The 26,923-nt window shown below is 35.1% G+C and carries 26 protein-coding genes and 2 tRNA genes; 4 read left to right on the top strand and 24 right to left on the bottom strand.

The features are described 5' to 3' along the window. Positions 1-224 precede the first annotated feature (224 nt). Both truA and QNI15_RS00860 read left to right on the top strand, forming a co-directional pair. Positions 225-980 carry a tRNA pseudouridine(38-40) synthase TruA gene (truA, locus tag QNI15_RS00865; RefSeq protein WP_314030055.1) on the top strand — a complete coding sequence of 252 codons (756 nt, stop codon included), beginning with the start codon at positions 225-227 and terminating at the stop codon, positions 978-980. Positions 981-1,034: 54 nt separating this feature from the next. Continuing rightward, positions 1,035-2,837, top strand: coding sequence for an ABC transporter ATP-binding protein (locus tag QNI15_RS00860; RefSeq protein WP_314003764.1), 1,803 nt, complete (start codon positions 1,035-1,037; stop codon positions 2,835-2,837). Positions 2,838-2,862: 25 nt separating this feature from the next. Here the strand turns inward: QNI15_RS00860 and QNI15_RS00855 are convergent, their stop codons facing one another. The 3 genes from QNI15_RS00855 to QNI15_RS00845 all read right to left on the bottom strand — a co-directional run bounded on the left by QNI15_RS00855 (position 2,863) and on the right by QNI15_RS00845 (position 7,021). Continuing rightward, positions 2,863-3,771, bottom strand: coding sequence for a hypothetical protein (locus QNI15_RS00855; protein ID WP_314030053.1), 909 nt, complete (start codon positions 3,769-3,771; stop codon positions 2,863-2,865). A gap of 316 nt (positions 3,772-4,087) precedes the next feature. Then, positions 4,088-5,233 (bottom strand): leucine-rich repeat domain-containing protein, encoded by a 1,146-nt coding sequence (locus QNI15_RS00850; protein WP_314030052.1) that lies wholly within the window; start codon positions 5,231-5,233, stop codon positions 4,088-4,090. 1,173 nt (positions 5,234-6,406) lie between these two features. Continuing rightward, positions 6,407-7,021: a hypothetical protein gene (locus QNI15_RS00845; RefSeq protein WP_314030050.1), complete on the bottom strand. Its 615-nt coding sequence runs from the start codon at positions 7,019-7,021 to the stop codon at positions 6,407-6,409. A 555-nt stretch (positions 7,022-7,576) separates the two neighbouring features. Between QNI15_RS00845 and QNI15_RS00840 the strand changes: the two genes are divergently transcribed. Beyond that, on the top strand, positions 7,577-7,909 hold the full coding sequence (locus QNI15_RS00840; protein WP_314030049.1) for a DUF805 domain-containing protein: 333 nt from the start codon (positions 7,577-7,579) through the stop codon (positions 7,907-7,909). 511 nt (positions 7,910-8,420) lie between these two features. Here the strand turns inward: QNI15_RS00840 and QNI15_RS00835 are convergent. From QNI15_RS00835 to QNI15_RS00735, 21 genes are all read right to left on the bottom strand, one after another. After that, positions 8,421-9,374 carry a leucine-rich repeat domain-containing protein gene (locus QNI15_RS00835; protein ID WP_314030047.1) on the bottom strand — a complete coding sequence of 318 codons (954 nt, stop codon included), beginning with the start codon at positions 9,372-9,374 and terminating at the stop codon, positions 8,421-8,423. Between the two features lie 5 nt (positions 9,375-9,379). Next, on the bottom strand, positions 9,380-10,576 hold the full coding sequence (locus tag QNI15_RS00830; protein ID WP_314030046.1) for a leucine-rich repeat domain-containing protein: 1,197 nt from the start codon (positions 10,574-10,576) through the stop codon (positions 9,380-9,382). 8 nt (positions 10,577-10,584) lie between these two features. Continuing rightward, complete coding sequence (locus QNI15_RS00825) at positions 10,585-11,169, bottom strand: leucine-rich repeat domain-containing protein (protein WP_314030044.1); 585 nt, start codon at positions 11,167-11,169, stop codon at positions 10,585-10,587. A 65-nt stretch (positions 11,170-11,234) separates the two neighbouring features. Further along, positions 11,235-11,387: a hypothetical protein gene (locus QNI15_RS00820; RefSeq protein WP_313999665.1), complete on the bottom strand. Its 153-nt coding sequence runs from the start codon at positions 11,385-11,387 to the stop codon at positions 11,235-11,237. 78 nt (positions 11,388-11,465) lie between these two features. After that, positions 11,466-12,482: a hypothetical protein gene (locus QNI15_RS00815; protein WP_313999663.1), complete on the bottom strand. Its 1,017-nt coding sequence runs from the start codon at positions 12,480-12,482 to the stop codon at positions 11,466-11,468. 28 nt (positions 12,483-12,510) lie between these two features. Next, positions 12,511-12,801, bottom strand: a complete 291-nt coding sequence (locus tag QNI15_RS00810; protein WP_314030043.1) for a hypothetical protein — start codon at positions 12,799-12,801, stop codon at positions 12,511-12,513. A gap of 212 nt (positions 12,802-13,013) precedes the next feature. Beyond that, positions 13,014-13,292, bottom strand: coding sequence for a hypothetical protein (locus QNI15_RS00805; protein ID WP_314030042.1), 279 nt, complete (start codon positions 13,290-13,292; stop codon positions 13,014-13,016). A 106-nt stretch (positions 13,293-13,398) separates the two neighbouring features. Next, positions 13,399-14,115, bottom strand: coding sequence for a hypothetical protein (locus QNI15_RS00800; protein WP_313999657.1), 717 nt, complete (start codon positions 14,113-14,115; stop codon positions 13,399-13,401). A gap of 375 nt (positions 14,116-14,490) precedes the next feature. Beyond that, the gene (locus tag QNI15_RS00795) at positions 14,491-16,188 is read right to left on the bottom strand and encodes a tetratricopeptide repeat protein (RefSeq protein ID WP_313999655.1); all 1,698 of its coding nucleotides are present in this window, start codon (positions 16,186-16,188) and stop codon (positions 14,491-14,493) included. Positions 16,189-16,785: 597 nt separating this feature from the next. Continuing rightward, positions 16,786-16,875 (bottom strand) — tRNA-OTHER (locus tag QNI15_RS00790). A gap of 271 nt (positions 16,876-17,146) precedes the next feature. After that, entirely contained in the window at positions 17,147-17,677 is a 531-nt protein-coding gene (locus QNI15_RS00785) for an STM3941 family protein (protein ID WP_314030041.1), read from the bottom strand. Positions 17,678-18,186: 509 nt separating this feature from the next. Continuing rightward, on the bottom strand, positions 18,187-19,101 hold the full coding sequence (locus tag QNI15_RS00780; protein WP_314030040.1) for a leucine-rich repeat domain-containing protein: 915 nt from the start codon (positions 19,099-19,101) through the stop codon (positions 18,187-18,189). A gap of 11 nt (positions 19,102-19,112) precedes the next feature. Then, complete coding sequence (locus QNI15_RS00775; protein ID WP_314030039.1) at positions 19,113-20,303, bottom strand: leucine-rich repeat domain-containing protein; 1,191 nt, start codon at positions 20,301-20,303, stop codon at positions 19,113-19,115. Between the two features lie 5 nt (positions 20,304-20,308). Beyond that, positions 20,309-21,298: a leucine-rich repeat domain-containing protein gene (locus QNI15_RS00770; RefSeq protein WP_314030037.1), complete on the bottom strand. Its 990-nt coding sequence runs from the start codon at positions 21,296-21,298 to the stop codon at positions 20,309-20,311. A 9-nt stretch (positions 21,299-21,307) separates the two neighbouring features. Next, the gene (locus tag QNI15_RS00765) at positions 21,308-22,426 is read right to left on the bottom strand and encodes a leucine-rich repeat domain-containing protein (protein WP_314030035.1); all 1,119 of its coding nucleotides are present in this window, start codon (positions 22,424-22,426) and stop codon (positions 21,308-21,310) included. A 46-nt stretch (positions 22,427-22,472) separates the two neighbouring features. Beyond that, a complete protein-coding gene (locus QNI15_RS00760) occupies positions 22,473-23,051 on the bottom strand; it encodes a hypothetical protein (protein WP_313999643.1) in 579 nt (192 codons plus the stop codon). A 119-nt stretch (positions 23,052-23,170) separates the two neighbouring features. Then, positions 23,171-23,323: a hypothetical protein gene (locus QNI15_RS00755; RefSeq protein ID WP_313999641.1), complete on the bottom strand. Its 153-nt coding sequence runs from the start codon at positions 23,321-23,323 to the stop codon at positions 23,171-23,173. 69 nt (positions 23,324-23,392) lie between these two features. Next, on the bottom strand, positions 23,393-24,424 hold the full coding sequence (locus QNI15_RS00750; RefSeq protein WP_313999639.1) for a hypothetical protein: 1,032 nt from the start codon (positions 24,422-24,424) through the stop codon (positions 23,393-23,395). Between the two features lie 71 nt (positions 24,425-24,495). Then, positions 24,496-24,993, bottom strand: a complete 498-nt coding sequence (locus QNI15_RS00745) for a hypothetical protein (RefSeq protein ID WP_314030033.1) — start codon at positions 24,991-24,993, stop codon at positions 24,496-24,498. A 59-nt stretch (positions 24,994-25,052) separates the two neighbouring features. Beyond that, a complete protein-coding gene (locus tag QNI15_RS00740) occupies positions 25,053-25,391 on the bottom strand; it encodes a hypothetical protein (protein ID WP_314030031.1) in 339 nt (112 codons plus the stop codon). Positions 25,392-26,383: 992 nt separating this feature from the next. Further along, positions 26,384-26,467: transfer RNA gene (locus QNI15_RS00735), tRNA-Leu, on the bottom strand. A gap of 212 nt (positions 26,468-26,679) precedes the next feature. Here QNI15_RS00735 and QNI15_RS00730 point away from each other — a divergent pair. Continuing rightward, positions 26,680-26,886 carry a hypothetical protein gene (locus tag QNI15_RS00730; protein ID WP_314030029.1) on the top strand — a complete coding sequence of 69 codons (207 nt, stop codon included), beginning with the start codon at positions 26,680-26,682 and terminating at the stop codon, positions 26,884-26,886. Positions 26,887-26,923: the final 37 nt, after the last annotated feature.

Here is a 26,923-nt window from a genome sequence, read left to right as displayed (position 1 = left end):
GTCCGATTTTGAGACCACTTTGTTCAGTTTCGGACAAAACATGCATTTGATCGCCCATAAATCATATATTATATATGTAGTAAATATACAAATGAGTAAAAAGCCTGTGTTTTAGATTTTTTAGGTATATAAGTAAATTTCTACTTTCAAATTTGTGGATTTCGCAATTAGCCATTTGGTGTGTAGTTTTGTTGTTTGTTTAAACTGAAACTTTAAGAGTCGGAGTGAAAAGATATTTTCTGGAAGTAGCTTATAATGGGACAAATTACCATGGCTGGCAGGTACAGGCAAATGCCAATACGGTACAGTCCGAGTTAAACAAAGCTTTAAGTATTTTGTTGAAGGAACCTGTAGAAACCTTGGGAAGCGGTCGAACTGATGCAGGTGTGCATGCAACACAGCAACTTGTACATATAGACTCTAAAGCAGATCTTCTGAAAGGCTCTATTGTTCATTCTTTGAATGCATTGCTACCAGCTGATATCTCTGTTATAGATATTTATCAGGTTGAACCAACTGCCCATGCACGTTTTGATGCTTTTAGTAGAAGTTATGAATATAGGATTTCTCACCAAAAGAACCCTTTTCTACCAAAAATGTGTTACCGCTACAGAGGTACTCCTGATATAGCCCAAATGAATGAAGCGGCACAGCTTTTACTGCACTATACAGATTTTGAATGTTTCAGTAAAGTCAAGACAGATGTAAATAACTTTCGCTGTACTATTACAAAGGCATTCTGGATATACGAAAATGATTGCCTGGTATTTCATATATCTGCTAATCGTTTTTTAAGAGGTATGGTTCGGGCTATTGTTGGAACATTGCTGGAAGTGGGTGAAGGAAAGATGAACATAGATGATTTTGAAAAAGTTATACAAGGGCAGGATCGTCAAAAGGCTGGGCGGGCGGTTCCTCCAGAAGGCCTTTTTCTGACAAGAGTAGAGTATCCTTTTGAATTGAAAAAAAACAGAATATAGATTAATCGGTTAGAGTAAACATATGTGTTTGATCAATACTAATATTTTTTACTAATGCAGCTAGAAGAGAAAAGCGGTAAAATTTTTGACATGGTGATTCTGCGTCGTTTATATGGCTTTATGAAGCCATATATGGGATACTTTGTCATACTGGTTATTTTAATTATGTTATTGGCTGTTATAGGCCCTGTCATGCCCCTTTTAATTCAATATACAATAGACCATTATATATTACGAATGGATTATCAGGGACTCACTAAAATGGTATTGATTATGGTTGCTATACTATTTAGCCAGGCCATTATTCAATATTGTAATACGTATCTTTCGGGTTGGCTGGGGCAGAATATTATCCGGGATATACGTATTAAGTTATATCGGCATCTATTGGATCTACGACTTAAATTCTACGATAACACACCTATCGGTAGATTGGTAACCCGTACTATATCTGACATAGAAACATTGGCAGATGTTTTCAGTGAGGGTATTGCCGCTATTGCTGGAGACTTACTACAGATAGTGGGTATTCTGGCTATTATGTTTTATACCGAATGGCGTTTGACTCTGGTAAGTTTGTCTATATTGCCTTTTATGTTTCTGGGAACCTATGTGTTCAAGGAAAAAATCAAAGAATCGTTTAATGAAGTGCGTACAGCTGTAGCCAATCTCAATTCATTTGTTCAGGAACATATTACAGGGATGAGTATTGTGCAGATCTTTAACAGCGAAGCAACTGAGTATAAGAAGTTTGAAGAAATAAACAGGGAGCACCGTCGGGCAAACCTTAAATCGGTATTGTATTATTCTGTTTATTTTCCTGTTGCAGAGGTAATTGCTGCCGGCTGTACCGGATTATTGGTATGGTATGGTGCGAAAGGTGTGTTGGCTGAACATATAACATTGGGTACATTGATTGCTTTCATCATGTATATCTCAATGTTTTTTCGCCCTTTACGTATGATCGCAGATCGATTCAATACATTACAGATGGGTATTGTGAGTACAGAGCGTATTGTGAAATTATTGGATAGCGAAGAATACATTCCTAATCTGGGTAAGATTACTCCAGATTCCATTCAGGGAAATGTAGCATTTGATAATGTCTGGTTTGCCTACAATGAGGAGAATTATGTGCTGAAAGGTATTTCATTTGAGGTAAAGAAAGGACAAACGGTTGCATTGGTAGGTGCTACTGGGGCTGGAAAATCATCAGTAATTAACCTTTTGAGCCGATTTTATGATATCAATAGTGGCAGAATACTGGTAGATGAAATAGATCTTAAAGAATATGAATTAAATGCATTACGCAGTCAGATTAGTGTGGTGCTTCAGGATGTATTTTTATTTTCAGATTCCATTCTGAATAATATCACCTTGGGAAACCCTGCTATTTCGTTGGAGCAGGTTATGAATGCTGCAAAACTGGTGGGTGCTCATTCTTTTATCGAGAAACTACCTGGAGGATATCAATATAATGTAATGGAACGAGGTGCTACTCTTTCTGTAGGGCAGCGTCAGTTAATCTCTTTTGTAAGAGCATTGGTATATGATCCTAAAATTATTGTTTTGGATGAAGCAACCTCTTCTGTAGATAGTGAGACTGAGGAGATGATAGGAGATGCCATTCAGACACTGATGCAGGGTCGTACCTCTATTGTAATTGCACACAGATTGAGTACCATTCAGAATGCCGATAAGATTATTGTATTAGATAGAGGTGAGATAAAAGAGCAGGGGACGCATGAAGAATTGTTGTTGCTGGATGGCTACTATGCTCAGCTTTACCGGATGCAATACAAAAGTATAGTACAGCATGAAAAAACACATCATGCAGAACGGGAGAGTAAAATATAAATTATTGATTGACTGACCCAATAATCTATTGGGTCAGTGTAAATACTTGCTTTTGACCTGAAGCATAAGCAAACACAATGCGTTGAGGAATAGAAAGTTCTCCATCCTGAGTATATTCTTCAAATTGGGCAGACACTTTCTTTCCGTCTAATTTGAATTCATAATTGTCAGGTTTGTTTTTTGTTGCTCCAATAAAATCAAGGTTGCGTTGTGCTCCTTCCTTATTCTCAAAATAGTAGTGTTTCTCTTTTTCCTGCCCCATAATTGTGTAAATAAATACATCCGACGTGCCTGTTGACTCATAGTGGTATTCCTTATAAAAAGCCCCTTCTTGTTCCTCTTCCGGATGCGTGGCGGCTTCTGTAACGTTATTCGCAGATGTATTGGTAATAAGTTTTATCAAACCATTGTCTACGACCTGAAATTTTTTCTCAGTTTGTTCATCTGAAATAATAGTTGAGTCTGTTTCAGATGCCATACTTTTTACTCGTTCATTAATACTAATGGCATATTTCTGATCTATAATGGCGGAAAAAGTACCCATTGTGAGAATACCTACTACCTTGTCCTGAATCAGAGCAATATCACTTAATAAACTATCTGAAAGCGAATAAGTAGCCAGACGTAGCTCTGAAGCATCAATATCGTGATATGTGTATAATAACCCATACCACTTTGGATTATCTATCTTGCCGATGATTTTCCATTCCGGATCTGAGCCAGCTGTATCAGGTTGCAAATGGAAATGACTAACCAGGGCAGAATCTGCTACCATTCCCGTATCAGGGACCTGCTTCCAGGTTTGTGGCAATTGTATAGTAGCGAAATCTGGTTTAGGTTCTGCAGTGGTAGTATGTTTTGTTGATGTATTGTCTGTACAACTATACATGATCATCCCCATGTAAATGAGAAAAAAATAAAGCTTGTTTGCCATATCAACTGTTGAATATACGCTTTTATATAAGTGTTTGGGAAAAGGTAAAAGATGAAAAATCAGATCACTAATTGCAGACAATAGGAAAGAACCAGTGAAGAGTATTTTTTAACGTGAATATGGAATGAAATGTTATCTCCAAAAAAGTATACTAGAAGGAGGATAAATACGAATTGTAATTTGCTGGTTGGGGACAGATCGGAATTAAAAGTATAAAATTGAACTTATAAATACTCCATTTTGGGAGAGAAACTTTAACAAATTGTTCATTGTGTATCTCATTAATATAAAACGAATGATAATCTGTTCAATGCCGTTATTCAAATCTAATATCACAACCGGATAACCATGAGTTAATCTTTTCTTTCTCTGAATCTGTGATAGGGTTATCCAGTAAACTTAATAATTCCAGGTTTTTCAGTCTACTGATTTCGTCTGGCAATTCTTGTAAAAGATTATAGTTTAGATCCAATCGTTTAAGATTCATGAGGTTACCTATTTCAGAAGGAAGTGTCTTTAACTGGGCCAGTTGTATACCTAGGTCTTGTAGTTCTAAGAGGCTTCCAATTGTTTCAGGGAGTTGTTGTAGTTTTGTTTCCTCTATTTGTAATGCACTTAGATTTTTTAGCTCCCCAATCTCATTTGGAAGAGATTTTAATGGATTTCGACTGATATTGAGACTATCCAGGTTTGTAAGATTCCCAATCGTGGATGGTATGCCGCTAATACGATTAGAAGATAAAGACAAATATTCCAATTGTATACAGTTTCCAATTTCCAACGGGATGGATTTGAGTCGGTTATTATCAAGAGATAAGTGTTGCAACTGAATCAACTCTCCAATTTCAGGAGGAATAAACCTCAATCGGTTTGCTGCTAAGTTTAATCCCTGCAATTGAATCAAATTATTGATTTGTGAAGGCCAGGATGTTAGTTTGTTACTCTCTAAATGTAATCTTCTTAAATTGGCTAGATTTGAAATTTCTATAGGAAGTGAATCTATTTGGTTATAGCTCAGACTTATATCAATCAGTTGAGTCATCTTGCAGATTTCGGGAGGGAAGGTGGTTAACTCATTATTATCCAGATACAGTTCAATAAGGTTTTTTAATGAGGTAATTTCAATAGGTAAGGCAGTAATGTGGTTGTTAAATATTTTTAGTGTTTCCAGCTTTGTCATATACTTAATCTGCACTGGAATAAAGGTGAGGTCACACTTGTCCAGATAAACTTCTGTTGCGGTAGTAACTTTGTGAAGTTTTTCTGTGAAAGAGAAGTCTCTTGGAGGCATAAACCTTCTTTCTGGCGCAAGCCACTCAAATAGAAGCTCAATGGCATTTTTAAATTCTTCAATATCAATTAGAAGCGATTCTGCTAGAGTCAGTCCTAGTTCAATATTTTCCAGTTGTCCCGATTGTAGTAATCGCATCACATTCGTTCTTTCATTGCTTGCTTCTGACATATACGTTTAGTGAATTGTTTTCAACCATTGTAAAATTCAAAAGTTTACACAAAGTTGCTACCCTTTTACCAAAATAAAAGCAGGCATGTTACAAGGTAACATGCCTGCCGCTAAAATTACAAAGTGATCGTGAGGGAATGCAGACAAACTGCATGGCAGTATGTTTGCGTCAGCTTATATGATGATAGATAAGGTTTTAAATTTAAGCAAAGAGAGGGGAATGAGAAACACAGGAAATAAGTCTTAACAGAGATATAACAGATGCGAACTTTAAGATAACAGTTCAATAATAAGGCAGGCATGCTACAGAGTAACATGCCTGCCTGGGGTAACAAAGAATTTTTTCCAAACATTTAATTAATAAGTAGTAAAAATACAAAAACGATGCCTGAGCTTTATTGCTTGTTTGCCTTCACATGAAGATTGACTCAAAGTTGCCTGGTTTATGAGGTTAAACCTGGTTCATTTTGAGATACGTATGGTATGAATCGAGTCCGATAGAAAAGTATTGCATGTATAATTATTACTACACGCCAATCTGAGTAGTATGAGACTAGTCTTATAAAATTTTGGGGAAATTTTTCTACTGCTGCCTATATTAAAACTACACGGTTATACTTTACTTACTGAACTATAATCAGCTTCAGATACTAATACTAATGGCTATTACCAAGATACTTTTATATCTACATTTGTATGAAGTAGCTTGCAGATTCGTGAGGTACAATTATTGTAGAATGACCTTGCACAAATCGGTCCCATTCCGATCCTCCAGCTAGCTATCAACTATATTGATCCAACTACCAAATGGTATTTTCTCTAATGCCAGATTAGTCTACCTATTCTGGCAAGGGTGCTATTTGTAGTTGACCAGTTCAGTATTTACAAGCCACAAGCAGTTTTGGAAAATTATTCAACAAACTGAAGTCATGGAAACAGAAAAGATCATTTATGAAAAGATATGCCAACAAACATCTCTATCTTATCAGTTTATAGTAGCTCCTGACAGGAAAACAGAAGGAATTCAATGTTTGGTATGTGGTCTGATTAGTTATGATCTATCAGATGTGAAATTCAGGTTTTGTTCAGGTTGTGATAAATTTCACCACTAATATTTTATTCTTTAATAGAATGGCGGCATCAACTTTCATTATCATGCATTATCCAACCTATTTATATAGGCTGAAGATAAAAATTTTCTTCTTCTAACCTGTGTGTCTCAAGTTCTTCTTTTGTTAAGTGGAGATATAGGTTTTGAAGCACATGAATTTCTCCAACATCAAATGTGTTATTCATAAATGTTTGTGCATCCCATCCACCAAACAGGTCTTTGTATCGGTTATTAGTCATTACAGAGACGGGTTCTTTTAATGATACATATCTTGATGGATAGTGTGTCCCATCTAATGTAAATTCTATTTTAAAAATTGTGACAAGGCTGTTTTGAGACGTGGATAGTTTGTCCCAAACTTCACTGATAATACCAAATCCCTGACACTCTTCCCTCAGGCTGTTTACATAGTTCTCATTTAAAATCTTAAAATTTGTTGACTCCAGAATTTGCCTGTTCAAAGGTATTCCCTGTATTTCCTGTTTATTCCGCCAGATATGTTTTTTCTCTTCATGCTCAGAATAAGTTTCCAGTTGATAATCAGGTAGCGTTTCTATCTGACTTGGTTTCGAGGAAATTACTTTCGCATAGGGTTTAAAGTTACTATCACTAATACCGGATTCAACAAAATTTCCGGTTCGTAAGCCTGCATACAGAGTATTGGAAATAAAGTCCATAACAAATAATAAAATGACTAGAATGAAACATAGGACAAAAACAATAAATGCTGAGTTCTTTATTTAGTAACTTGTTTGTTGTTTATGGCTTGATTTTAATTGAAATAATTTTTTTGTTTTTAGAATAATTTCGTGCAAAATAAGCCAGGTTTTGCAGATAGATGGATTCTATTAGGTAGTTCTTCAAGATCAATATTTGTACACTCTACAATAATAATACCTGTCACAAGTGGATTGTTGTATTTCTCCATTGTAAGTTTCCTTTTGATCTAACGAATTAGATATTGAATAGCAAAATTAGATTCTACCTTATTTCTCCACAGTATTCATAGAAGAATCTATTCGAGTAGAGGTATGATAGGTAGTCAATAGGAAAATATAAACAGACGTAGCTATTAAAAGTGGGATTGCAGATGTTTCAAAGGAAAATAAATTACGAGATAACTTCATTGGTAGATTTTTTCTTACATAATGAGCCCTCAATGGCTGTGTTACAGTCACAACGTTTATAGTATATACAGATAATTCTACAAAACTACTATAAACTCAAACACTATGTTTCAAAATATTTTCTCATTTGAAGGTCGTATCAGAAGGCTTGAGTATGGACTTACTCGAATTTTATTCTTGCTTGGTTGTGCACTTATTGGAGGTTTTAGTGAAGCTGTAGGTGGAATAGTTTTAATTCTGCTTATTCCTGCCATTTGGATACTCCTTGCTCAATCTGTTAAAAGATGTCACGATCTGGGCAACTCAGGTTTTTTCATACTTATACCTTTCTATGGCTTATTTCTTTTATTTGCCGATGGTACATATGGTACTAATGAATATGGTGCAAATCCAAAAGGTGTAGGTGAGTTTAATCCCAATGTCGATTATACAGCATAAATACTTACTTTATAACCAAATATTGAGCCACCATAATCCGGTGGCTTTTCTTTTGGCTTAACAGGTATTATACAAATTCATTGTTTTGCTGGAGGTATTATTCAAATATAATTTCGCAATTCGGCAATGCAGATCGGATTTTCTATCAAATTCAAAATTGTAAGGTTAACACAATTCGTGATTTTAGGAGGTAGTCGAGCTAGTTAATTGTCTGATAAATCCAGGGATTGCATATCTATCATGTATTGAATCTGAGAAGGTATAGATGTCAAGTTTTGACCCGACAAGTTTACATTTTTTACTTTATGTATAGCGTGTAGCTTTCTCTATATGGAAGACTGCATTTGATGTATGAACCAATTTAAGGCTATATCAATATCTTGCTTAATCTCCCTATCAAGTTGCAAAGCTTCTGCAATAACTAATCCCAATTGTATGCTTTCTTACTGTCCTGAAAGACGCAGTCTCATTACATTCTCTTTTTCGCTATTTATTTCTGACATGGTATTTACTAAAAATTAATCTCACGATGGGGTAGCCAAGACTTGATCTTTTCTCTTTCGGTGTCTGAAATTGGATTCTTTCTTAAGCCTAATGAAGTGAGATAGCCTAGCTTACTAATTTCTGGAGATAATGAAGTTAATTGATTACCTCCAAGATCCAGAACATCTAAACCACGCAAATTGAAAAACTCTACTGGTAGTTTATCTAGTTGTGTCTCTGCTAAGTATAACTTCATAAGTCCTGTTAGTTCCCCAATCTCTGGAGATAAAGAACCCAGAGGATTTCCTTCTGCCGATAAATAATACAAGTTCTTTAACTTGTTAATTCCTATTGGCAAAGAACTAAGTTTGTTGTCTGCTAAATTTAGATGAAATAATTGTATGCAATCTCCTATTGTGGCTGGAATAGATTGCAGCTGATTTTTACCAAGATTTAAAGTTTCTAATTGAGTCAGGTTACCAACTGTTACAGGTAATGTATGCAAGTGGTTTCCTTCTAAATGTAATTCGTCCAGATTGTAGCAATTTCCGATTGTGTCGGGAAGAGCTTCTATTAAATTATAATCCAGATATAACTCTCGCAGATTGGTAAGGAAGCCAATTTCAGCAGGTAGTTCCACAATCTGGTTATAGGAAAGATTTATAGAGGTCAGATTGGTCATATACTTAATTCCTTTAGGCATATGAGATATTTTTACAAAGTTTGTGAAAACATGCTCACCCGAATGAGATAGAAATATTTCAGATAAGAGCTTATCTATTTTTTCGATTGTAGGGAGTGGAGTCCTATTCCATGTATTAATCCTGGCAATCCAATCATATATTTCATCAATCTCCTTTGCGAACTCTGTTATATCAATCTGTAGTGAATCAGCCAGTGCTAATCCTAATTCAATACTCTCCATTTGGCCGGATTGTAGCAACCGCATTACATTCTCTTTTTCGCTTTTTACTTCTGACATAGTATTTACTCAAAAATAATCTTACAATTAGGTAGCCAGGATTTAATCTTTTCTTTCTCCGAATCTGGGATTGGGTTATTCTTCAATGATAATAGGTTTAACCTAGTCAGCTTTGCAATTTCAGGTGGGAGAGAAGTAAGATTGTTTCCTGCTAATTGTAGCTCTTGCAACTTTTCAAAATTTTCTATTTCAGGCTGGATGAAACTCAGTTGATTGTTATTTATATGGAACCTGTATAATTCTGTACATTGGAAGAGCTCTATGGGAAGCTCTTGTAATTGGTTATCTGAAATATAAAGGTGTGCCAGATAACGAAGATTACCAATTTGACCAGGAATAGAACTAAGCTGATTTGAATCTAAGAATAATACCTCAAGTAGTTTCAACTCGCCAATTTCATCAGGAATAAAGCGTAACAGATTTTCATCTAGACTTAATCTTACTAATTGAGTCAATTTGCTGATTTTTCCAGAAATGGAAGCAAGCTGATTGGCATCTAGGGAGAGTGTATGTAATTGGGTAAGGTTATAAAGTTCTTCAGGAATTGTTGTTAAACGATTATTCTGGAAATTTAATACTTCTAGGCCTGTAATTTTAGCTATCTCTAGTGGGAATAAATGAAATAGGTTTTCGCCTAAAGATAGAATTTCTAGCTTAGATAAATGGGACAATTTATCAGGAAGCGAGCATAATTGATTGTTGTCTAATTTTAGCTCTGTCAAGTTAACACATTTAGAAATCTGGTCAGGAATGAATGTGAGCTGATTATTTGTTACATTAAGATAACTCAAGTTTATAAGGTTTTCGATTTCAAATGGAAGAGACTTTAATTGATTGTTTGGGGCATACAGATAGTCTAATTTGACCAAAGACCCAATTTCAGTTGAAAAGCGAGTTAATGTATTGTTCGCTATATATAATGTAGTAAGGTCTGTAAAATATTTGATCTGAGATGGAAGATCGGTTAAGTTTCGTTTTGATAAATCTACTTCCTTACTTTCTTGTATCTTCCATATTTTCTCACTGATCGGAATATTTTGACTTTCAGAAATTAAACCAAATGCAATCTCAATATCATTCTTGAATTCTGTTATATCAATCTGTAGCGAATTAGCCAGTGCTAAGCCTAATTCAATACTCTCCATTTGGCCGGATTGTAGCAACCGCATTACATTCTCTTTTTCGCTTTTTACTTCTGACATGGTACTTACTAAAATTTAATCTCACAGTTAGGTAACCAGGATTTGATCTTCTCCATTTCGGAATCTGAGATAGGGTTATTGATTAATACTAACGATTCTAATTTTTCTAAGTTTGTTATTTCAAAAGGTAATGACTTAATTTTATTTCTCGTTAATACCAGTAATTGTAGGTTAGAAAGTTTAGTAATCTCTACAGGAAATAATTCTAGTTGATTGTTGCCTAAAGAAATGATTTCCAGTTTAGCCAACATTGTTATTTCAAATGATAGTCTTGTAAGGTTGTTATTTGATAAGTCGAACTTAGTTACGTTTTTGAAATACTGAATTTGAGATGGAATAGTTGTTAGGTTTTTATGGGGGAGATATACCAGATCTTTGCTGTATATTTCTACTGCTTTCTCCTGAAATGATAAGTCTTTGCTTTTTAGGGATATATCTGATGACCATTCGTGCAAAAACTCAATATCGTTTTTGAACTCTGTTATATCAACTTGTAGAGAATCGGCCAGCGTTAAGCCCAGTTCAATATTCTCTAACTGGCCGGAGAGTAACAGCCGCATTACATTCTCTTTTTCGCTTTTTACTTCTGACATAATAAAACTTGTATGAGATAAACCTATAAAGAAAGGCTACCTGGATAAGGTAGCCTTTCACTTTATCAATCAAGAGAAAACTCTTCTACCTTGTCTTTTTCCCTTCGGTATGAGCTATTAGTAAGAGCTTTCCGGATGTGAGCATATACAGAATCCGGATTGCGTTCTACAGTAATGGGTTGGAGTTTGTTTTTTGATTTACGGTTTTTGACTTTCATAAGAGTTGTATGGTATTTATTGGTATGCCAAAGACAAGCAAGTGGGCTTTTTATTATGAGGATACTTGTTTAAGTGCGTTATTTGACAATCAAGGTTGAAGACACCCTAATATTCGATTTTTCATCAGTGAGTTGTGTTTCCACTCCATTCTTCCAGTATTTGGCTACTTGTTTAGGACCACTATATTCTACTCCAGCTACATATACATCTTCTCCCTCAATAAATAGCGAGGAGGCGCTAGAGGAAGATTTAACATCTGTAATTGTAACGGGTTTGCCATTTTTCCAGTATTTAGCAATTCCACTTTCTTGCCCACAAACATAGACATCTTTGTTGTGTACCAGTATTGAGAGCCCTATAGCGTCATAAGTGCCATCTGTAAGATTAACAGCCTGTCCATTTTTCCAGTATTTGGCCACTTGTTTCTTTCCTTGAGTAGCATAACCTGTTGTATAGATATCTCCATGTGATACATAAATATCAATGATCATAGACTCACAGGTATCATTCGTAGAGATACTTGTTGCTTTGCTATTTTTCCAATATTTACCTATTGCTACAGATTTCTTCTCTTTAAATGTGTTGGCTTCATGACCTCCTGCATATATATCTTTTCCTTCTACATAGAGACACATTCCTGAAGCATCTTCCATACTGTTTGTAAGGTTAATACTTTTCCCATTCTTCCAATATTTAGCTACGTTATTGTTTCCGTTCCACTCAGATCCAACTACATAGACATCTTTTCCAGAGACAAATATATCACGAGCAATAGCCATCGTTTGCCCATCAGAAAGAGCTACTTCCTGTCCATTTTTCCAATATTTTGCAGTCCCGTAACCTGTAATATTCCATGTGGCTCCGGTTACATAAACATCTTTTCCTGCAACATAGATATTAGTGGGTATTGCATCAACTGATACTGTTGCTAAGATTGTTTTTATTCCGTTTTTCCAATACACAGCACTACTTCCCTCTCTGCCAACCACATACACATCAGGCTCCGTTTTGGATTTGAAGGAGGTAAAGCTTAAGATAATGCAGCTAATGGCTAGGTATAGAACCAATGGTTTGGTGGGAGGGTGAAAAGTCATAGTATCTTATATAAAAAGGTGTGAAGCCTTACTTTAATGCCTTGGCTTCTGCTTGTTGCAGCATTGAATAAAATATAAATCGTTGTTGTCCCCTGTAGAGGATGGGATAGAACTTCGATTCGGGATCATAGCCTTGCACTTCAATGGTTTCACCAGGCTGTATCCATATGTTATCTTCGGTCAGGTGCGGGAATTTTTTGATGGCAATTCTATTGTTTACAACTACTACACGGGCACTATCTTTAATAATAGCAAGGACTGGTGTTTCTCGGTTATGTGTTTCTCTGTGATCTATTTTATCTAGTCCGAAGAACCTCATACATGTAACTGGTATAAGCAGACATAAGAACATGTAGAAAATAAACTTGAGGATATTCTTTATGTGTTTCATTCTAAGTACAAATAGTTTACTCACGAGTGCTTTTTATTGATTGCTCTCGATAATGGTTTACTCTAATAGAGGTGTTTATAGGTTGAGTATAATGGAGCGTCTTCCACTTTTGGAATAGATGATTGTTAGGAATAGGTAGCTTACAATGTGTAGAATCCATCCCAGAATGTATCCGGATCACAGGTGAACTTGTCGATACTGGACTCTTTTAATAGCTCAAATCTCCATCTCAACAGGTCGTTAGAATCATATAATCTGATTTTCAAATAATCCTTCATCAATTTAATGGCGAATAGCTTATTATCATTGGCAAAAATCATCGAGTCAATTTGTGTTTGAAGCTCAGTAGGCAACTGCTTAAACCAGTAGGGAAACTTGCAGGTATCACACAAAGAGTCAGCTTCATGCTCTCTCAACATACTGGCGCATTTTTTGCAAATTCTTATTTCTGTCATAAATGATTATTGCAGGATGGTGTGCTGTCATTAAGGAATAGACTATTTGAGAATCCACCCCAATAAGATATCAAGGTTGATTAATTAATTGACATGGTTTTGTTTCATCATTTCTATCATACTCGAGCAGATATTTCTTTATTACTTTACCTTTTTTCATATCAATAGTGAACCATATGAAGTTAGTAGTTCCTGTTGCATTTCGTATGTTCCAAGTTGCTATCTGATAGATTTCAACAGTTTCTACTTCTCTGGCTATTGGTTTAAAAGAAAAATGGAAGCTCCTGGTTTGTTTTGCTTCAAATGGTACCAGATGTCCTTGAGAATATTTCCATTTCCATGATTCTTTTCCTTGAGAGTCTAAAACCTTTGAGCTAGGAAAGTAAGGTATGCCTAGTCGATCATAGTGAGGTATCCCACCATAAACGGAAGTAAAATCATTAATAGCGCAGGAGGTTATTCCGTATACTTCAGCTACTGTAACATCATATGCTTTATCATAAGGATTAGAAATACTGAAGTAAACAGTAAGCTTATTTCCAATCAAGGTATCAGGAACCATTTCGGCTTTTGATCTATGCCAAAATTGCGCCTTTACTGTATCTATTACAATCTTATCAATACTCAAATCAAATAGTATACTATCCTGAATGGTGAATTTGGATTGATTGGGAGTATTGATAACTATTTGGGGTTTATTAGACTTCTCTAGATAAAGTAGTATTAAAATGAGTAATCCAATAAAAACGCCTAAAGCCCAAAATAGAATCTTTAAAGGAATTTTCATTGTGGAGCGTTTTTTATAAGCCAATTTTTAGGCTAATTACCAGTGATTTAATACCTGTCTACTAAGTTTGTACTTACTTCCTGATGTATCAAATAATATTCTCTTATGAACTGGATGTTTATCTTTCAGTTTATTTTTACTCTACTTTTTTTATTTTTATTCTTTAGGTTGGTAATAGTATAGTTTATACTGCAAATATATTCTTTTTGATTGAAATATTTTATTTGAAAGTAATCTTATAGTGGATTTGACTTAAAGAATAGAGTCTTTAAACCATGTCAAGCTTTTTACTTAACTTGAGTACATATACTTGTGTAAAGTATGGTGGGATTACAAAAAGCGCCGCTACAATGATCAGGTGAATTTTGTGTATGACTAGTCCTTTAAATTGTCAGGTAATTCATTGGTGAGAATGTCATTCATTTCTTTAACAATCAGATCCAGTTTACCAGTTACTTCTATTATTTTATTTAAGTAAAGTTCTTCTTCTTCTGTTTCATTGTCGGGCATACTGAGTAACTGTCCTAGTCCTAATATCTGGACAACAGGTGTGCGTAGGTTATGAGCAGTGATAAACGCAAAATCTTTAAGTTGTCGGTTGTTTTCTTGTAGTTTTTGAGTCCGGATTCGGATTTGTTCTTCCAGATTTTGATTCTTCTGTTGAATCTCTTTGTTCTGACAAGAGATAATCTGTTGACTTTCCTGTAACTGTTTATTTTGTAAAGACAACAAATCGCGTTGTTGCTCAATTTGTTGTTGTTGTATTTCCAAAAGATTTGTTTTCTCTTGTAGCGTTTCTTTCTGTGAGGTTAACAGCTTGTTGATTTTTACCTTTTGCCTAACCCGCAAAAGAGTAATCAATATAATTACCACTAAAATCAATACGATGAATATAAATATAGTAATCTGTTTGTTGCGTTGTTGCGTATCAAGAAGCTTATTTACTTGTTGTTGTTTCTTCTGCAGATCAAAGGATGACTGAGCTTTTGCTATTTCGATTTGCTGGTTTTGTTGAGACACCCATTCGCTAATCCTGTTATATAATTCAAGGTAAATAAAGGCACTATCTGGCTGATTATTTTCTTTATAAGTATAAGCGAGATTATAATACAGATCTCTCAAAACCTGATTATTTCCTGTTTTTTTTGCAAATTCTATTCCCTGATGATAGTAAAACCGGGCCAGTAATAGATTCTGTTTCTTTCTGTAAGTGTTTCCCAACTCAGTATACGATCGGGTAGTAGAGGGTTGATCGTCATATTTTTTACTAATTCTCAATGCATTTTGCAAATAAGGTAAGGCTTCATCGGGTTTATTCAGGATTACCAGACATTGGCCTATGCTTCCTTGTGTTATACCAATCCAGGCAGAATCTTTAGCGTACATTGCAATCTTTAATGCCTTTCTATAAAAAGAAATAGCTTCATTGTATTGTTTATCCCTGGATTTTAATAACCCCAATGTGTTATTTCCACTGGCTTGATAAACATGGAAGAGCGAATCTTTTCCAATCTGTAAAGCTCGTTTAATATAATCAGCACAGCCTTGTGTTTCATTTAAATTATAACAGGTAGAACCCATGTCATAGAGTATGGTGGATGCTCGCTGTTGCCATCCTTCCTGCAGAAATAACCTGACAGATTGCTCTAAATAGTGAACTGCTTCCGGGTATTTATACAATTCTGTATAAAGGTATCCAAGCTCATAGAATGTTTCTGCCTCCCAGATAGGTAAATTTTGTTGTCGGGTATAGATCAGATTTTGCTGAAGCAGACTGTCTGCGAGGATATATTTTTTATGTTTTGTGTAGGTACGATATAAAGAGATATTAAAGAAGTATTCCAGGAGAAGGGATTGCTTATGAGGAGGAGTTTTCTTTACTAAAGAAATAGTAGAAAGCGCCTTGTTTAATGGAAGTTCAGATACTTGCTTGTCAAAGTTACTGAAATATTCTTTGTACTCCTGGGATTTGATAGTTGGAAAAATCCTTATCAGACTGTCTATTGCAGGTGTTTGTCCCAGACAGGTAATTAAGGGTATGCTTGCCAAAAACACTAGATAGAACCTTCTCATGTCTCCTGATTTTCAATATGGCCTTTTCTTTGAAAAGTACCATGTATTTGTAATGAACTAAATACTGCATTGGGAAATAGGGCAAGCTATTGTTGGCTAAGTTCAAATTTAAGAGATAATTGTAATATTTCTATTCTTTTCGAGAAAAGAATAGGCTAAGTTGATAAAACAGGATGCTAAAGTAAACTGATCAAGTCTGTCCTAAAATTTACTATAAAAAGGAAGAGTAAAATAGCATTGATCCTAGCCGTGCACTATAATTAAAGCTAGCTTATTTGTACTATACCTTTGGAGTGTTAATAAAATATGTTTCATGACACGATATTGCAGATCTTTGCTGTAAAAAGTAGTAGCACAAAATAATTATAGATGGCTCGATGATGACAAACCCTTCCACTTGAACATCATAGGAGCCTCAAGGACAATCCTATGGCCAGCTATCATATCATTTAGCGATAAGAGTGGGGAGGAACATATTAAAGTAGTTTTCATCATGGTAGATATGAAGAATCGTAAAAGCTTAAAAAGATACAGATTGATGTTGGTTTATAACGAAAAAGCCCAACTGTTATGTTGGGCTTTTATAATACGGTTAGGTACAGAAGGCAGGGCTTGAACCTGCATGAGAGACTGTTTGTTTTGCTCTCACCTCCTCCAGGAGGGCGTCTTCCAATTCCGCCACTTCTGAGTCCTTGTCACAAATGTAGTAAGAAAATAACGTTCTTTAAAGCCCTCTCTCCTGAATCCTTTAAGTATATCAAATCTCCAGTAAAGTACATCAGTAGAGTCAGGTAGGATGATGTCTAAAGAATTCTTTATTATTTTCACAGCCTCTAACCTTCTTCCATTGAAGACCATTGAATCAAATTTTGCTTGTTGTTTAACAGATAATTTTTCAAACAAGTGTTCCATATTAAAATTTGAATTAAGCAGTGTGGTGAGGCAAGACCGGTTGACGTTAGTGAGTCGTGTTAAGCAACGTCTTTAATAGTTCTTCTCTTTTACCACTTTCTGCTTTTGCCATAGCAACAATGAACTCCATTAGTCTTAATTCATCAACTTTTATGAATCTTAGCCTAATAGGTAACTCTTGCAAACCCATCTCTTTTGTATTGTTTTTCAAATCTTTATACGGCTTCCCGGTTCTGGGGGAATAGGTAAAGGGTTCATCCAATACTAAACGAATATTTGTTTGACCTTGAATATTGGTTAGATATGCATCCTTAATTCTTATCCAGCTAATAAGGCCCTTTTTGTTAGTTTGGTCACAAATGCCTTCCGCATTAATAATGATTTGGGGTCTTCTATCCAATAAATGAAATGATCCAGCCAAACACCCTATGCCGAAAAAACAAACAGACAACCAACCTGGCCAAGTAGGGCCATCCGTAAAAGTAATAAGGCAAATCCCAAAAAGAACAATACTTAAGCATGGTAAAACAAGCTTAAATACTTTTAGAGGAGATTTGTATAGTTTAATCTCTTTCATCCTTGATGTTGCTTAACGTAGCGAGACAGCCTCCGTGAAAAAGTCTAGGCTCATAATCGGGGTCATATTTGTGGTTCGTTTTTGTGCCTGTTTTTTTAACAGGATTCAAACTTATCGCAAATGTTTGAAAAATGCAATAATTATGGAAATAAGGGGGATTTAAGGAGTACTATTCTTTTCTAAAGTCTGTAGGAATGTTTCTTTCTGTGTTTCAGTGAAGTAACAAATAAAATAGTGATATATATGATTTTCTCTTTGTTTTTGCCAGGAATAAGACCTACTATTGCGCCCCTTTTCAAAATGGGTAGATGTGCCCTTATATAACTATCTTCATTTTTTTTTAGGCTCATTGTCAATGTTTTGATGCATGTCGCCTTTGTTTTCGCCTACTTGTTGGTGGATTAGATAATCTGCTTTAACTACTTGGATTTTTACTTTTACTTTACTCTTTAAGCTGGCAGTAGTATAGTTTATACTGCAAATCTACTCTTTTTGATTGGAATATTTTATTAAAATAAAATACTGCAGTTTGGTAGCCAAGAGCGGATCTTCTCTTGTTCTTCTATGGGCAAGGGATTAAATTTTACCCTTAATTGACGTAACTTCTTACAGTTTTTGATTTCTTCAGGTAGTGAAACTAGATGATTGTGATCTAAAGAGAGAAATTCAAGTTCTGTGAGTTTTCCAATTTGAGGTAACAAGTATGTGATTTTGTTATTGTGTAGACTTAATTTCCTTAATTCAGATAAATTTTCTATGGAGGAAGGTAAAAAAGTTAATGAGTTATACTCTAAATCTAAAGAAGTAAGAGATCTCAAGTTTGTAACTGGTGTAGATAAGTCTTCTAGCTTATTATGTGATAGGTCTAAATAAGACAATTTGGTAAGTCGTTGAATCTCCTGGGGGAGAGTTTTAATTTCATTATTATTTAGATCTAATTGTTTTAACTCTGTTAGATTACCTATTTCTGGAGGTAATGTGGATAACTGATTGTTTTCGAGATTTAAACCGCCAAGTGTAGTTAAGCTTCCAATTTCTGCTGGTAAAATAGTAAGTTTATTTTCTCCTAGACCTAGAAATACAATATTATGCAGACTGCTTAGATTTGGTGGAAGGACTTGAATATTATTACCCTCTAATTGTACTATCTCTAAATTTGTAATATGTTTAAGTTGGTTAGGTATTGTACCTAGATTTTTACCTGATAAGTCAAGATTTGTTAATGTGTTAATTTTTAATAGTTTTCCGGCCAAATTTGTTTCGTCCTTTGCTACCAAATTATAAAGCAGTTCAATGTCATTCTTGAACTCTGTTATATCAATCTGTAGTGAATCGGCCAGTGCTAATCCTAATTCGACACTCTCCATTTGGCTGGAGTAAAGCAGCCGCATTACATTCTCTTTTTCGCTTTTTATTGCTGACATACTTTGTTGCTTTAATAGAAATCTCCTATGTTATTAGAACCCCACTCATTGATCCATTTATATTCTTCCTTAGAAAAGGGATTACCATTTACTGAAAGCAGTTCTAACTTGGTCAAGCTAGTTATTTGAGAGGGTAAAGATTGTAGTTGGTTATTCTTCAGGAGAAGTTCTTCAAGCATGGTCAGATTGCCAATTTTTTCGGAGATAGATTCCAGTTGATTGTCGTTTAAATAGAGAGTTTGCAGTTTGGTAAGGTCAAAGAGGTGATCTGGAACAGATTTGAGTTGGTTATGACTTAAATCCAGATGATGAATGTCTTTATTCGATACCAAAAGTTCGGTTGGCAATGATTGAAATTGATTTCTTGACAATGCTACATAAGTAAGTTTGGTTAATTTTTCTATTTCAGTAGGTAAAGATGTGAGATTGATAGAAGTGAGTTGTAATACTTCAAGCTCCGTGAAATTTCCAATTTCAGCAGGTATACTTTGTAGTGGATTTTCACTTAAATCTATTGCTTGAAGCAGAGTCATTGTATTGATCTGAGATGGCCAGTTAGTTAACTTATTATTGCGTAGATATAAGCCTTTCAAACTAGTGAGGTTGGCAATCTCTGTTGGTATTGACTTTATTTGGTTATTATTGAGATCTAAAGACACCAAATTGGTCATATTAGCAATTTCCGCTGGTATTGAGTCTATTTGGTTATACCCCAGATTTAACTCAGTAAGCTGAATCATTTTGCAGATTTCAGCAGGAAATACTGAAAAATGATTCCTGTATAGGCGTAATTTTCTAAGATTGTGTAGTGTTGTGATCTCAATAGGTAGTTCTGTGAGTTGATTGTTATGTAGGTCCATCGCTTCCAGATTTACCAGATACTTAATTTGGGCAGGAATAGATGCTAGATTACGTTTTTTTAAGTAAATTTCTTTTGTTAGGGTTACTGTCCTAAGTTTCTTATGAAAAGGAAACTCACTTTTAGAGGTATATCTATCCGCCCAGGAAATAGTAGGGTCAAACTTGTCAATAAAACGATCTCCGATATTAAACCAGTCAAAGATAATGTCAATATCGTTTTTGAACTCTGTTATATCAATCTGTAGTGAATCTGCCAGTGCTAATCCTAGTTCGATGCTCTCCAACTGACCGGAGAGTAACAACCGCATTACATTCTCTTTTTCACTATTTATTTCTGACATGGTGTTTACTCAAAATTAATCTCACAATTGGGTAACCAGGATTTGATCTTCTTTCTTTCTTCAGCTATGATTCTGTTATTCTTTATATACAAGTGTCTAAGATTTGTAAGATTGCTAATTTCTGAAGGTAAGTGTGTAAGTTGATTGCTCTCTAAAGATAGAACTCCAAGTTTTTTCATTTTTCCAATTTGTGAAGGAAGTGAGGTTAACTCACTATTTCGCAGAACTAAACCTATTAGTTTGGTCAGATTGCTGATCTCAGGAGGTAGTTCACCTATTGGATTATGATCAATAGAAAATTCAATAAGATTAGTCAGATTGAATATTTCTATAGGTATAGATTTTATTTGATTAGTTCCTAAATGTAGATTAGCTAAGTTGGTCAGTTTGCCAATTTCAGGAGGTATTGATTGAAGCTCATTAACAGTCAGATCCAGGAAGTCAAGTTGAGTGAGGTTTCCGATTTGATGGGGGATATGAGTGAATTTATTGGTACTGAGATAAAGTTCAGTAAGTTGTGTCAAATTACCAATCTCTGGTGGTAATATTTCTAAGTAATTATCCTCAAGAGTTAAACGAATGAGGTTATGCAGATTTCCAATTGCTGGATCAATGGAAGTCAAATGATTACTACCTAAGTTGAGATCATTCAGTTTGGTGAGTGTATATAGTTCCTGAGGCAGGGATGCAATACTATTGGTATTCAAATTTAATGTTTCCAAATTGGTCAGGTACTTGATCTGAGATGGAACATCCGTTAATCTGTTATTCGAGGCGTCAATATTTTTGATTGTAAGGGACTTGAAAAGCTTTTCTTTAAAAGAAATATTCTTGTACTTCCCAATCCACTTAAACAAGATTTCCATATCCTGTTTAACATCGCTCAAATTAATCTTTAGTGACTTGCTGATTTGTAATCCTAATTCAATACTCTCTATTTGGCCGGATTGTAGCAGCCGCATTACATTCTCTCTTTCGCTATTAGCTTCTGACATAGTATTTTACTAAAATTTAATCTCACAGTTAGGCAGCCAGGATTCGATATTATCTCTCTCTTTAAATGAGATTTGATTATTCTCTAATGATAAAGTTGACAAACAACTTAGTTTGGCAATTTCAGGTGGAAGTGAGCGAAGTTTGTTATTGTCTAAATATAGATAGTTCAGGTCAAAAAGATTGCCAATTTCAGCGGGTAATTCCGTCAATTGGGTATTGACTAAATGTAATTGTATCAGACTGGTAAGATTCCCAATTTCACAAGGTAGTTTTGTCAACTGGTTATTTGAGATATCAAGTCTTTCGAGTTTAGAAAGACTTGATATTTGCATAGGAAATTCTGTTAACTGGTTATTTGATATATTAAGACCTTCTAGTTGAGATAGACTTAGTAGCTCCACAGGAAATATAGTGAATCTATTTCCTGATAAACTGAGGCAACGTAATTCAGAAAGACTACTGATTTCATACGATAACTCACTGAATTGATTATTGTCTAAAAATAAGTCGTTTAGTTTAGTAAGATTGCTAATCCCGATGGGCAACCTTGTCAATTGATTACGGGATAAATTCAATGTTAATAGTTCTGAAAGCTTATTAATAGCAGTTGATATTTCAGTGAATTGATTCTGTTCCAAATCTAAGGTCATCAATTTTGTGAGCTTACCAATTTCTACAGGTAATTCTGTCAATAAATTATATGGTAAACGTAGGTGATAGAGGTTGGGTAGGTTTCCAATTTCTGGGGGTACTGAAATCAATTGGGCATTACATAATTCTAAAGATTTCAGGGCAGAAATACTACTAATCTCTTTTGGGAATTGATTTAGTTGAACATCCATGAAGTGTATATATTCTGCATTTACCAGGTATTGAATTTGGGATGGAGGCTTACCAATTGAACGACTTATTATTCCTGTTATAGAGGCGGTTGCCAGTATTTTTTCACTAAAAGAGAGGTCCTTATACATTGAATACCAATCAAACAAGATGTCCATATCTTGCCTCAAATCTGTAAGATCAACTTGCAGCGAGTCAACTAGTGTCAATCCCAGTTCAATATTCTTCTCCTGACCGGAGAGTAACAACCGCATTACATTCTCTTTTTCGCTATTTACTTCTGACATAATAAAACTTGTATGAGATAAGCCTATAAAGAAAGGCTACCTGGATTCAGTATTCGTACGTGAAGTTTTTATCAGTAAGCAGTTTTTTGTCTTTTAGTTTGGCTAAAATATATTCTGCCTCTGCTTCATGAATATTCTCTGCAAACTTGACTGTTTCCATTCCATAATCAAAGCGGATCATACCTGCATTATATGCCTCAAAAGGATTTTGCAACCTTCCCAATTTGTTATCAGGTTCTGTATCAGGATGCAGAACCTGGAAATGTTTGGCTTCATTAAGATAATAAGCTTTAGCTTTAGCCAATAATAGTCCTTTCCTACGAATGGTGATTACTCCTTGTTCTAAGGTTATGATCTCTTTGCCTATACCCATCCATACCAGTGTTCTTATTGCAGATAAGCCCCCAATAGTCCACCCTGCTAGCCAGCAAAGACTGAATACTAGTGTCAGATCACGTTCACCATTGATAACCCATGCAACTGCAGCAAGCTCTGCACTTACCCATATTCCCAGCCAGACTATCAGGAATAGTATGGTAAACCAGTTTTTCTTGTATGGAATGATAATTTCTACTTTGCCAAAAGATTCCTGGAAAATGGTTCTTCCGTTATCAATACTTTGCATCTTTCACTACTACAAATGTGAATTATAAGTTTAAGCCACAGTTTGCTAAAGCTTATTTATTGGGGAATTTATCTTCCTATAAGCCCAGTGGCCATTGATAAATTACAATGAAGAGAATATCAATCAAGAGAAAACTCTTCTACCTTGTCTTTTTCCCTTCGGTATGAGCTATTAGTAAGAGCTTTCCGGATGTGAGCATATACAGAGTCTGGATTGCGTTCTACTGTGATGGGTTGGGGTTTGTTTTTTGATTTACGGTTTCTGACTTTCATAAGAATTGTATGGTATTTATTGGTATGTAAAAGACAATTAAGTAGCTTCTTTATTTAAAGGACACTTGTTTAATTAGTTACAAAAATGGAGCGAGCACTAGAATTCTTAGGCACAGAAGATAAAATAATTTCTTTCTTGTTATTCCAGTAAGCAGCTCTTTCAATACCATCTATTATAATACCACAAGTATATACTTCTCCTTTATAGACAAAAATAGAGGTAACTGTATTTGACGTTTTATTCTCAGAAACATCAATTCGATTTCCGTTCTTCCAATAACAACCAAACCCTCGCCATTTATTAAAATCATAATAAAACCCACCTACATAAACGTCATTGTTAGATACAAATATACAATTGGTCTCATCCATAGAGCCAATGTCATTTAGTTCAGTTGCAACTCCATTTTTCCAGTATCGAAGCGCCTTTGTTTCGCCCTGGTATTCTATTGTAGACCCTGCCACATAGGCATCGTTACCTACTACAAATATAGTCCGTCCCCCGGAACGGCTCTCTTGTCCCCGCTGTAAGGTCACAGCCTGTCCATTCTTCCAATATTTTGGAACAGCACCCAATGAGGTATATTCTACTCCAGATACATATACATCATTGCCTGAAACATAAATTGAACTAGCAATCCCCTGAATCTCTTTATCTTTATATAAAGTCATACGTTGGCCATTTTTCCAATAGACAGGAAAAGTACTTTCATTCCCTGCTACATAGACATCCTTACCAGAAACATAGATAGAACTGGCTATGGCATTTTTTTCAGAAAGAATAACTTCCTGTCCATTTTTCCAGTAAACAGCCATATTACCCTCTTTAGTAAATTTACGTCCGGCTACATAAATATCTTTGCCAGAGACAAAAATAGAATTGGCTTCAGAACCATAGTCTTGAGATGATGTATCTGATAAAAATGTACCTACTCCATTTTTCCAGTATTTGGCAAAACCTCCCTTATTTGTGGCTTCTACACCTGCCACATATACATCTGGTTCTTTGTGCGCTTCTGGATCATCCTTTTTACAGGAGATGATACTGAAAAGAGTAATCAGAAATAAAGCTTTAAAACAAGCTTTGTAAAAAGTTTTCATAAATAGATTTGTGCGGTGGTATAGTTAAATAGTATTACAAAGATGTTACTTAAAGATTGATGCTGTATTGGTTATTTTTTGCTCAGTAAACAGTTAAGCATTTCCATATATTTTGTTCCGTCTAATCCCTTTTTGATGGGTATGACAGATCCGTATTGGGTTAGTGAAAAACCTGTTATACCATTCGCTTTCAATTTTGCTATATCACTAGCGTTCAATCTTATTAAAGCGTTTGAATAAGTTTTACCTGATGGAGTACTAATAAATACTTCTACATTAGACTTTACAATAGATTTATTCTGGGTAAGTAGTAAAATTATCCCTGTTTGTCCAGCTGTATATGCTTCTTCAACGTCGTGCATTCTCAAATACAAACGATAAAGAGTTTCTTCCTTTTTTATATGCTTATGAAATACTACGGGTTCCTGAATGGGAGTGCAATGTAGTGCTTCCCCAGAAGCATCTTTGATTACTTCGATTTTAGAGCAATCAAAAGCAGCTTTATTTTCTTGAGAAAAGCCATAACAACAAAATGATAAGAAAAATAAGATTTGTAATACTGTTTTCATTTTGAGTAAAGGCTTTCAGATAAATGCGTATATCTATGGTGTATGAAAAGTGTAAAACCTTACTTTAATGCCTTGGCTTCTGCCTGTTGTAGCATTGAATAAAATATAAATCGTTGTTGTCCCCTGTAGAGGATGGGATAGAACTTCGATTCGGGATCATAGCCTTGCACTTCAATGGTTTCACCAGGCTGTATCCATATGTTATCTTCGGTCAGGTGTGGGAATTTTTTGATGGCAATTCTATTGCTTATAACTACTACACGGGCACTATCTTTAATAATAGCAAGGACTGGTGTTTCTCGGTTATGTGTTTCTCGGTTATGTGTTTCTCGGTGATCTATTTTATCTAATCCGAAGAACCTCGCACATGTAACTGGTATGAGCAGACATAAGAACATGTAGAAAATAAACTTGAGGATATTCTTTATGTGTTTCATTCTAAGTACAAATAGTTTACTCACGAGTGCTTTTTATTGATTGCACTCGATAATTGTTTACTAGAGGTGTTTATAGGTTTAGTGTAATGGAGCGTCTTCCACTTTTGGAATAGATGATTGTTGGAGGACAGTATCAACCCTCAAAGTATGGATCAAATGAGGTTCCCTTAAAGTAGGTATCCAAATCAACTTTAAATTTGTCTCTGCTTGATTCTGCCAACTTTGAAACTCTCCACTCGAAAAGATATGCGGAATCGCGCAATCCAATTTGTAAAGTGTCTTTTAGAAATCTAACGGCTTTCAATAGCTGTCTGGTGAAGATTAGTGAGTCAACTTCGGCTTGTTGCTCACTGGATAATTGCTCAAACCAGGTTGGAAATTTACATGCATAGCATAATGAGCCTTCCTCAAATTCTGACAACTCAATGGTGCATTTCTCGCAAACTCTTATTTCTGACATAGATAATTGCTAGGAATAGTTAGATTACAATGAATAGAATCCATCCCAAAAGGTAGCAGGATTACAAGTAAACTTGTCTCTACTTGATTCTTTCAATGTGTTAAATCTCCATCTAAGGAGGTCGGCAGAATTATGTAGCCCAATTTGTAAAGAGTCTTTCATCAATTTAATGGCAAGTAGCTTATTATCGTTGGCAAAGATCATTGAATCAACTTGTGTTTGAAGCTCAATTGGTAATTGTTCAAACCACGAGGAGAATGTACATGGATCGCAGAATGGGCCTTCCTCAGATTCTGACAACTCAATGGTGCATTTTCCGCAAACTTTCATCTTTGTACTGTGGAATTAGACTTAAAGTAGGCTTACTACTTCCGTTCACGTAATAGGGATATTACTCTCTCTGTATACTGATCTGTCTGAAAGAACCTAGTTTAATGAACAAAAGAAAATGTTATAAAAAAAGCACTAATCCGCAGAGAATCAGTGCTTTTTGTGCCGAAGACGAGAGTCGAACTCGTACAAGGTTACCCTCGCACGCCCCTGAAACGTGTGCGTCTACCAATTCCGCCACTTCGGCTCAAGTGGAGTGCAAAAGTAAAGAAAAAAATATATTAGCAAAATTAACCTATCAATCTTTTTTGATTTATTTCATTTCTGCTCTCAAAATTATATTCATACTACAGAAAATAGTGTTTTGAGACAGTAAAATACAACATCTTTAGTAGCTTTGCCTGTCTTTGTTCAGATTCATACTTTTACCTATGATTTTTTTATCACTATCTTTTCTAAATGACTGAGCGAATTATTACTATTCAGGCTTCCGAAATAAAAATTGAATATCTTGTAGCCGGGCAGGCTGCACACATTGGAGTATATCATATCGAATTACAAAATGCCCTTCAGGATGGGTATAGGATTAACAAAGTGCTTCACTACAATCAGGCCATTCCTCTCTCTGCTTCGGTTATTACTTTATCACTAAAGAAGAGGAGTTAAACGAATCAAATAAATATGTCGTTATAAGCTGATAATG

Origin of the sequence: Xanthocytophaga flava (genome assembly GCF_030068545.1) — a bacterium.
Taxonomy (GTDB): domain Bacteria; phylum Bacteroidota; class Bacteroidia; order Cytophagales; family 172606-1; genus Xanthocytophaga; species Xanthocytophaga flava.
This window is presented reverse-complemented; position numbering and strand designations above follow the sequence as displayed.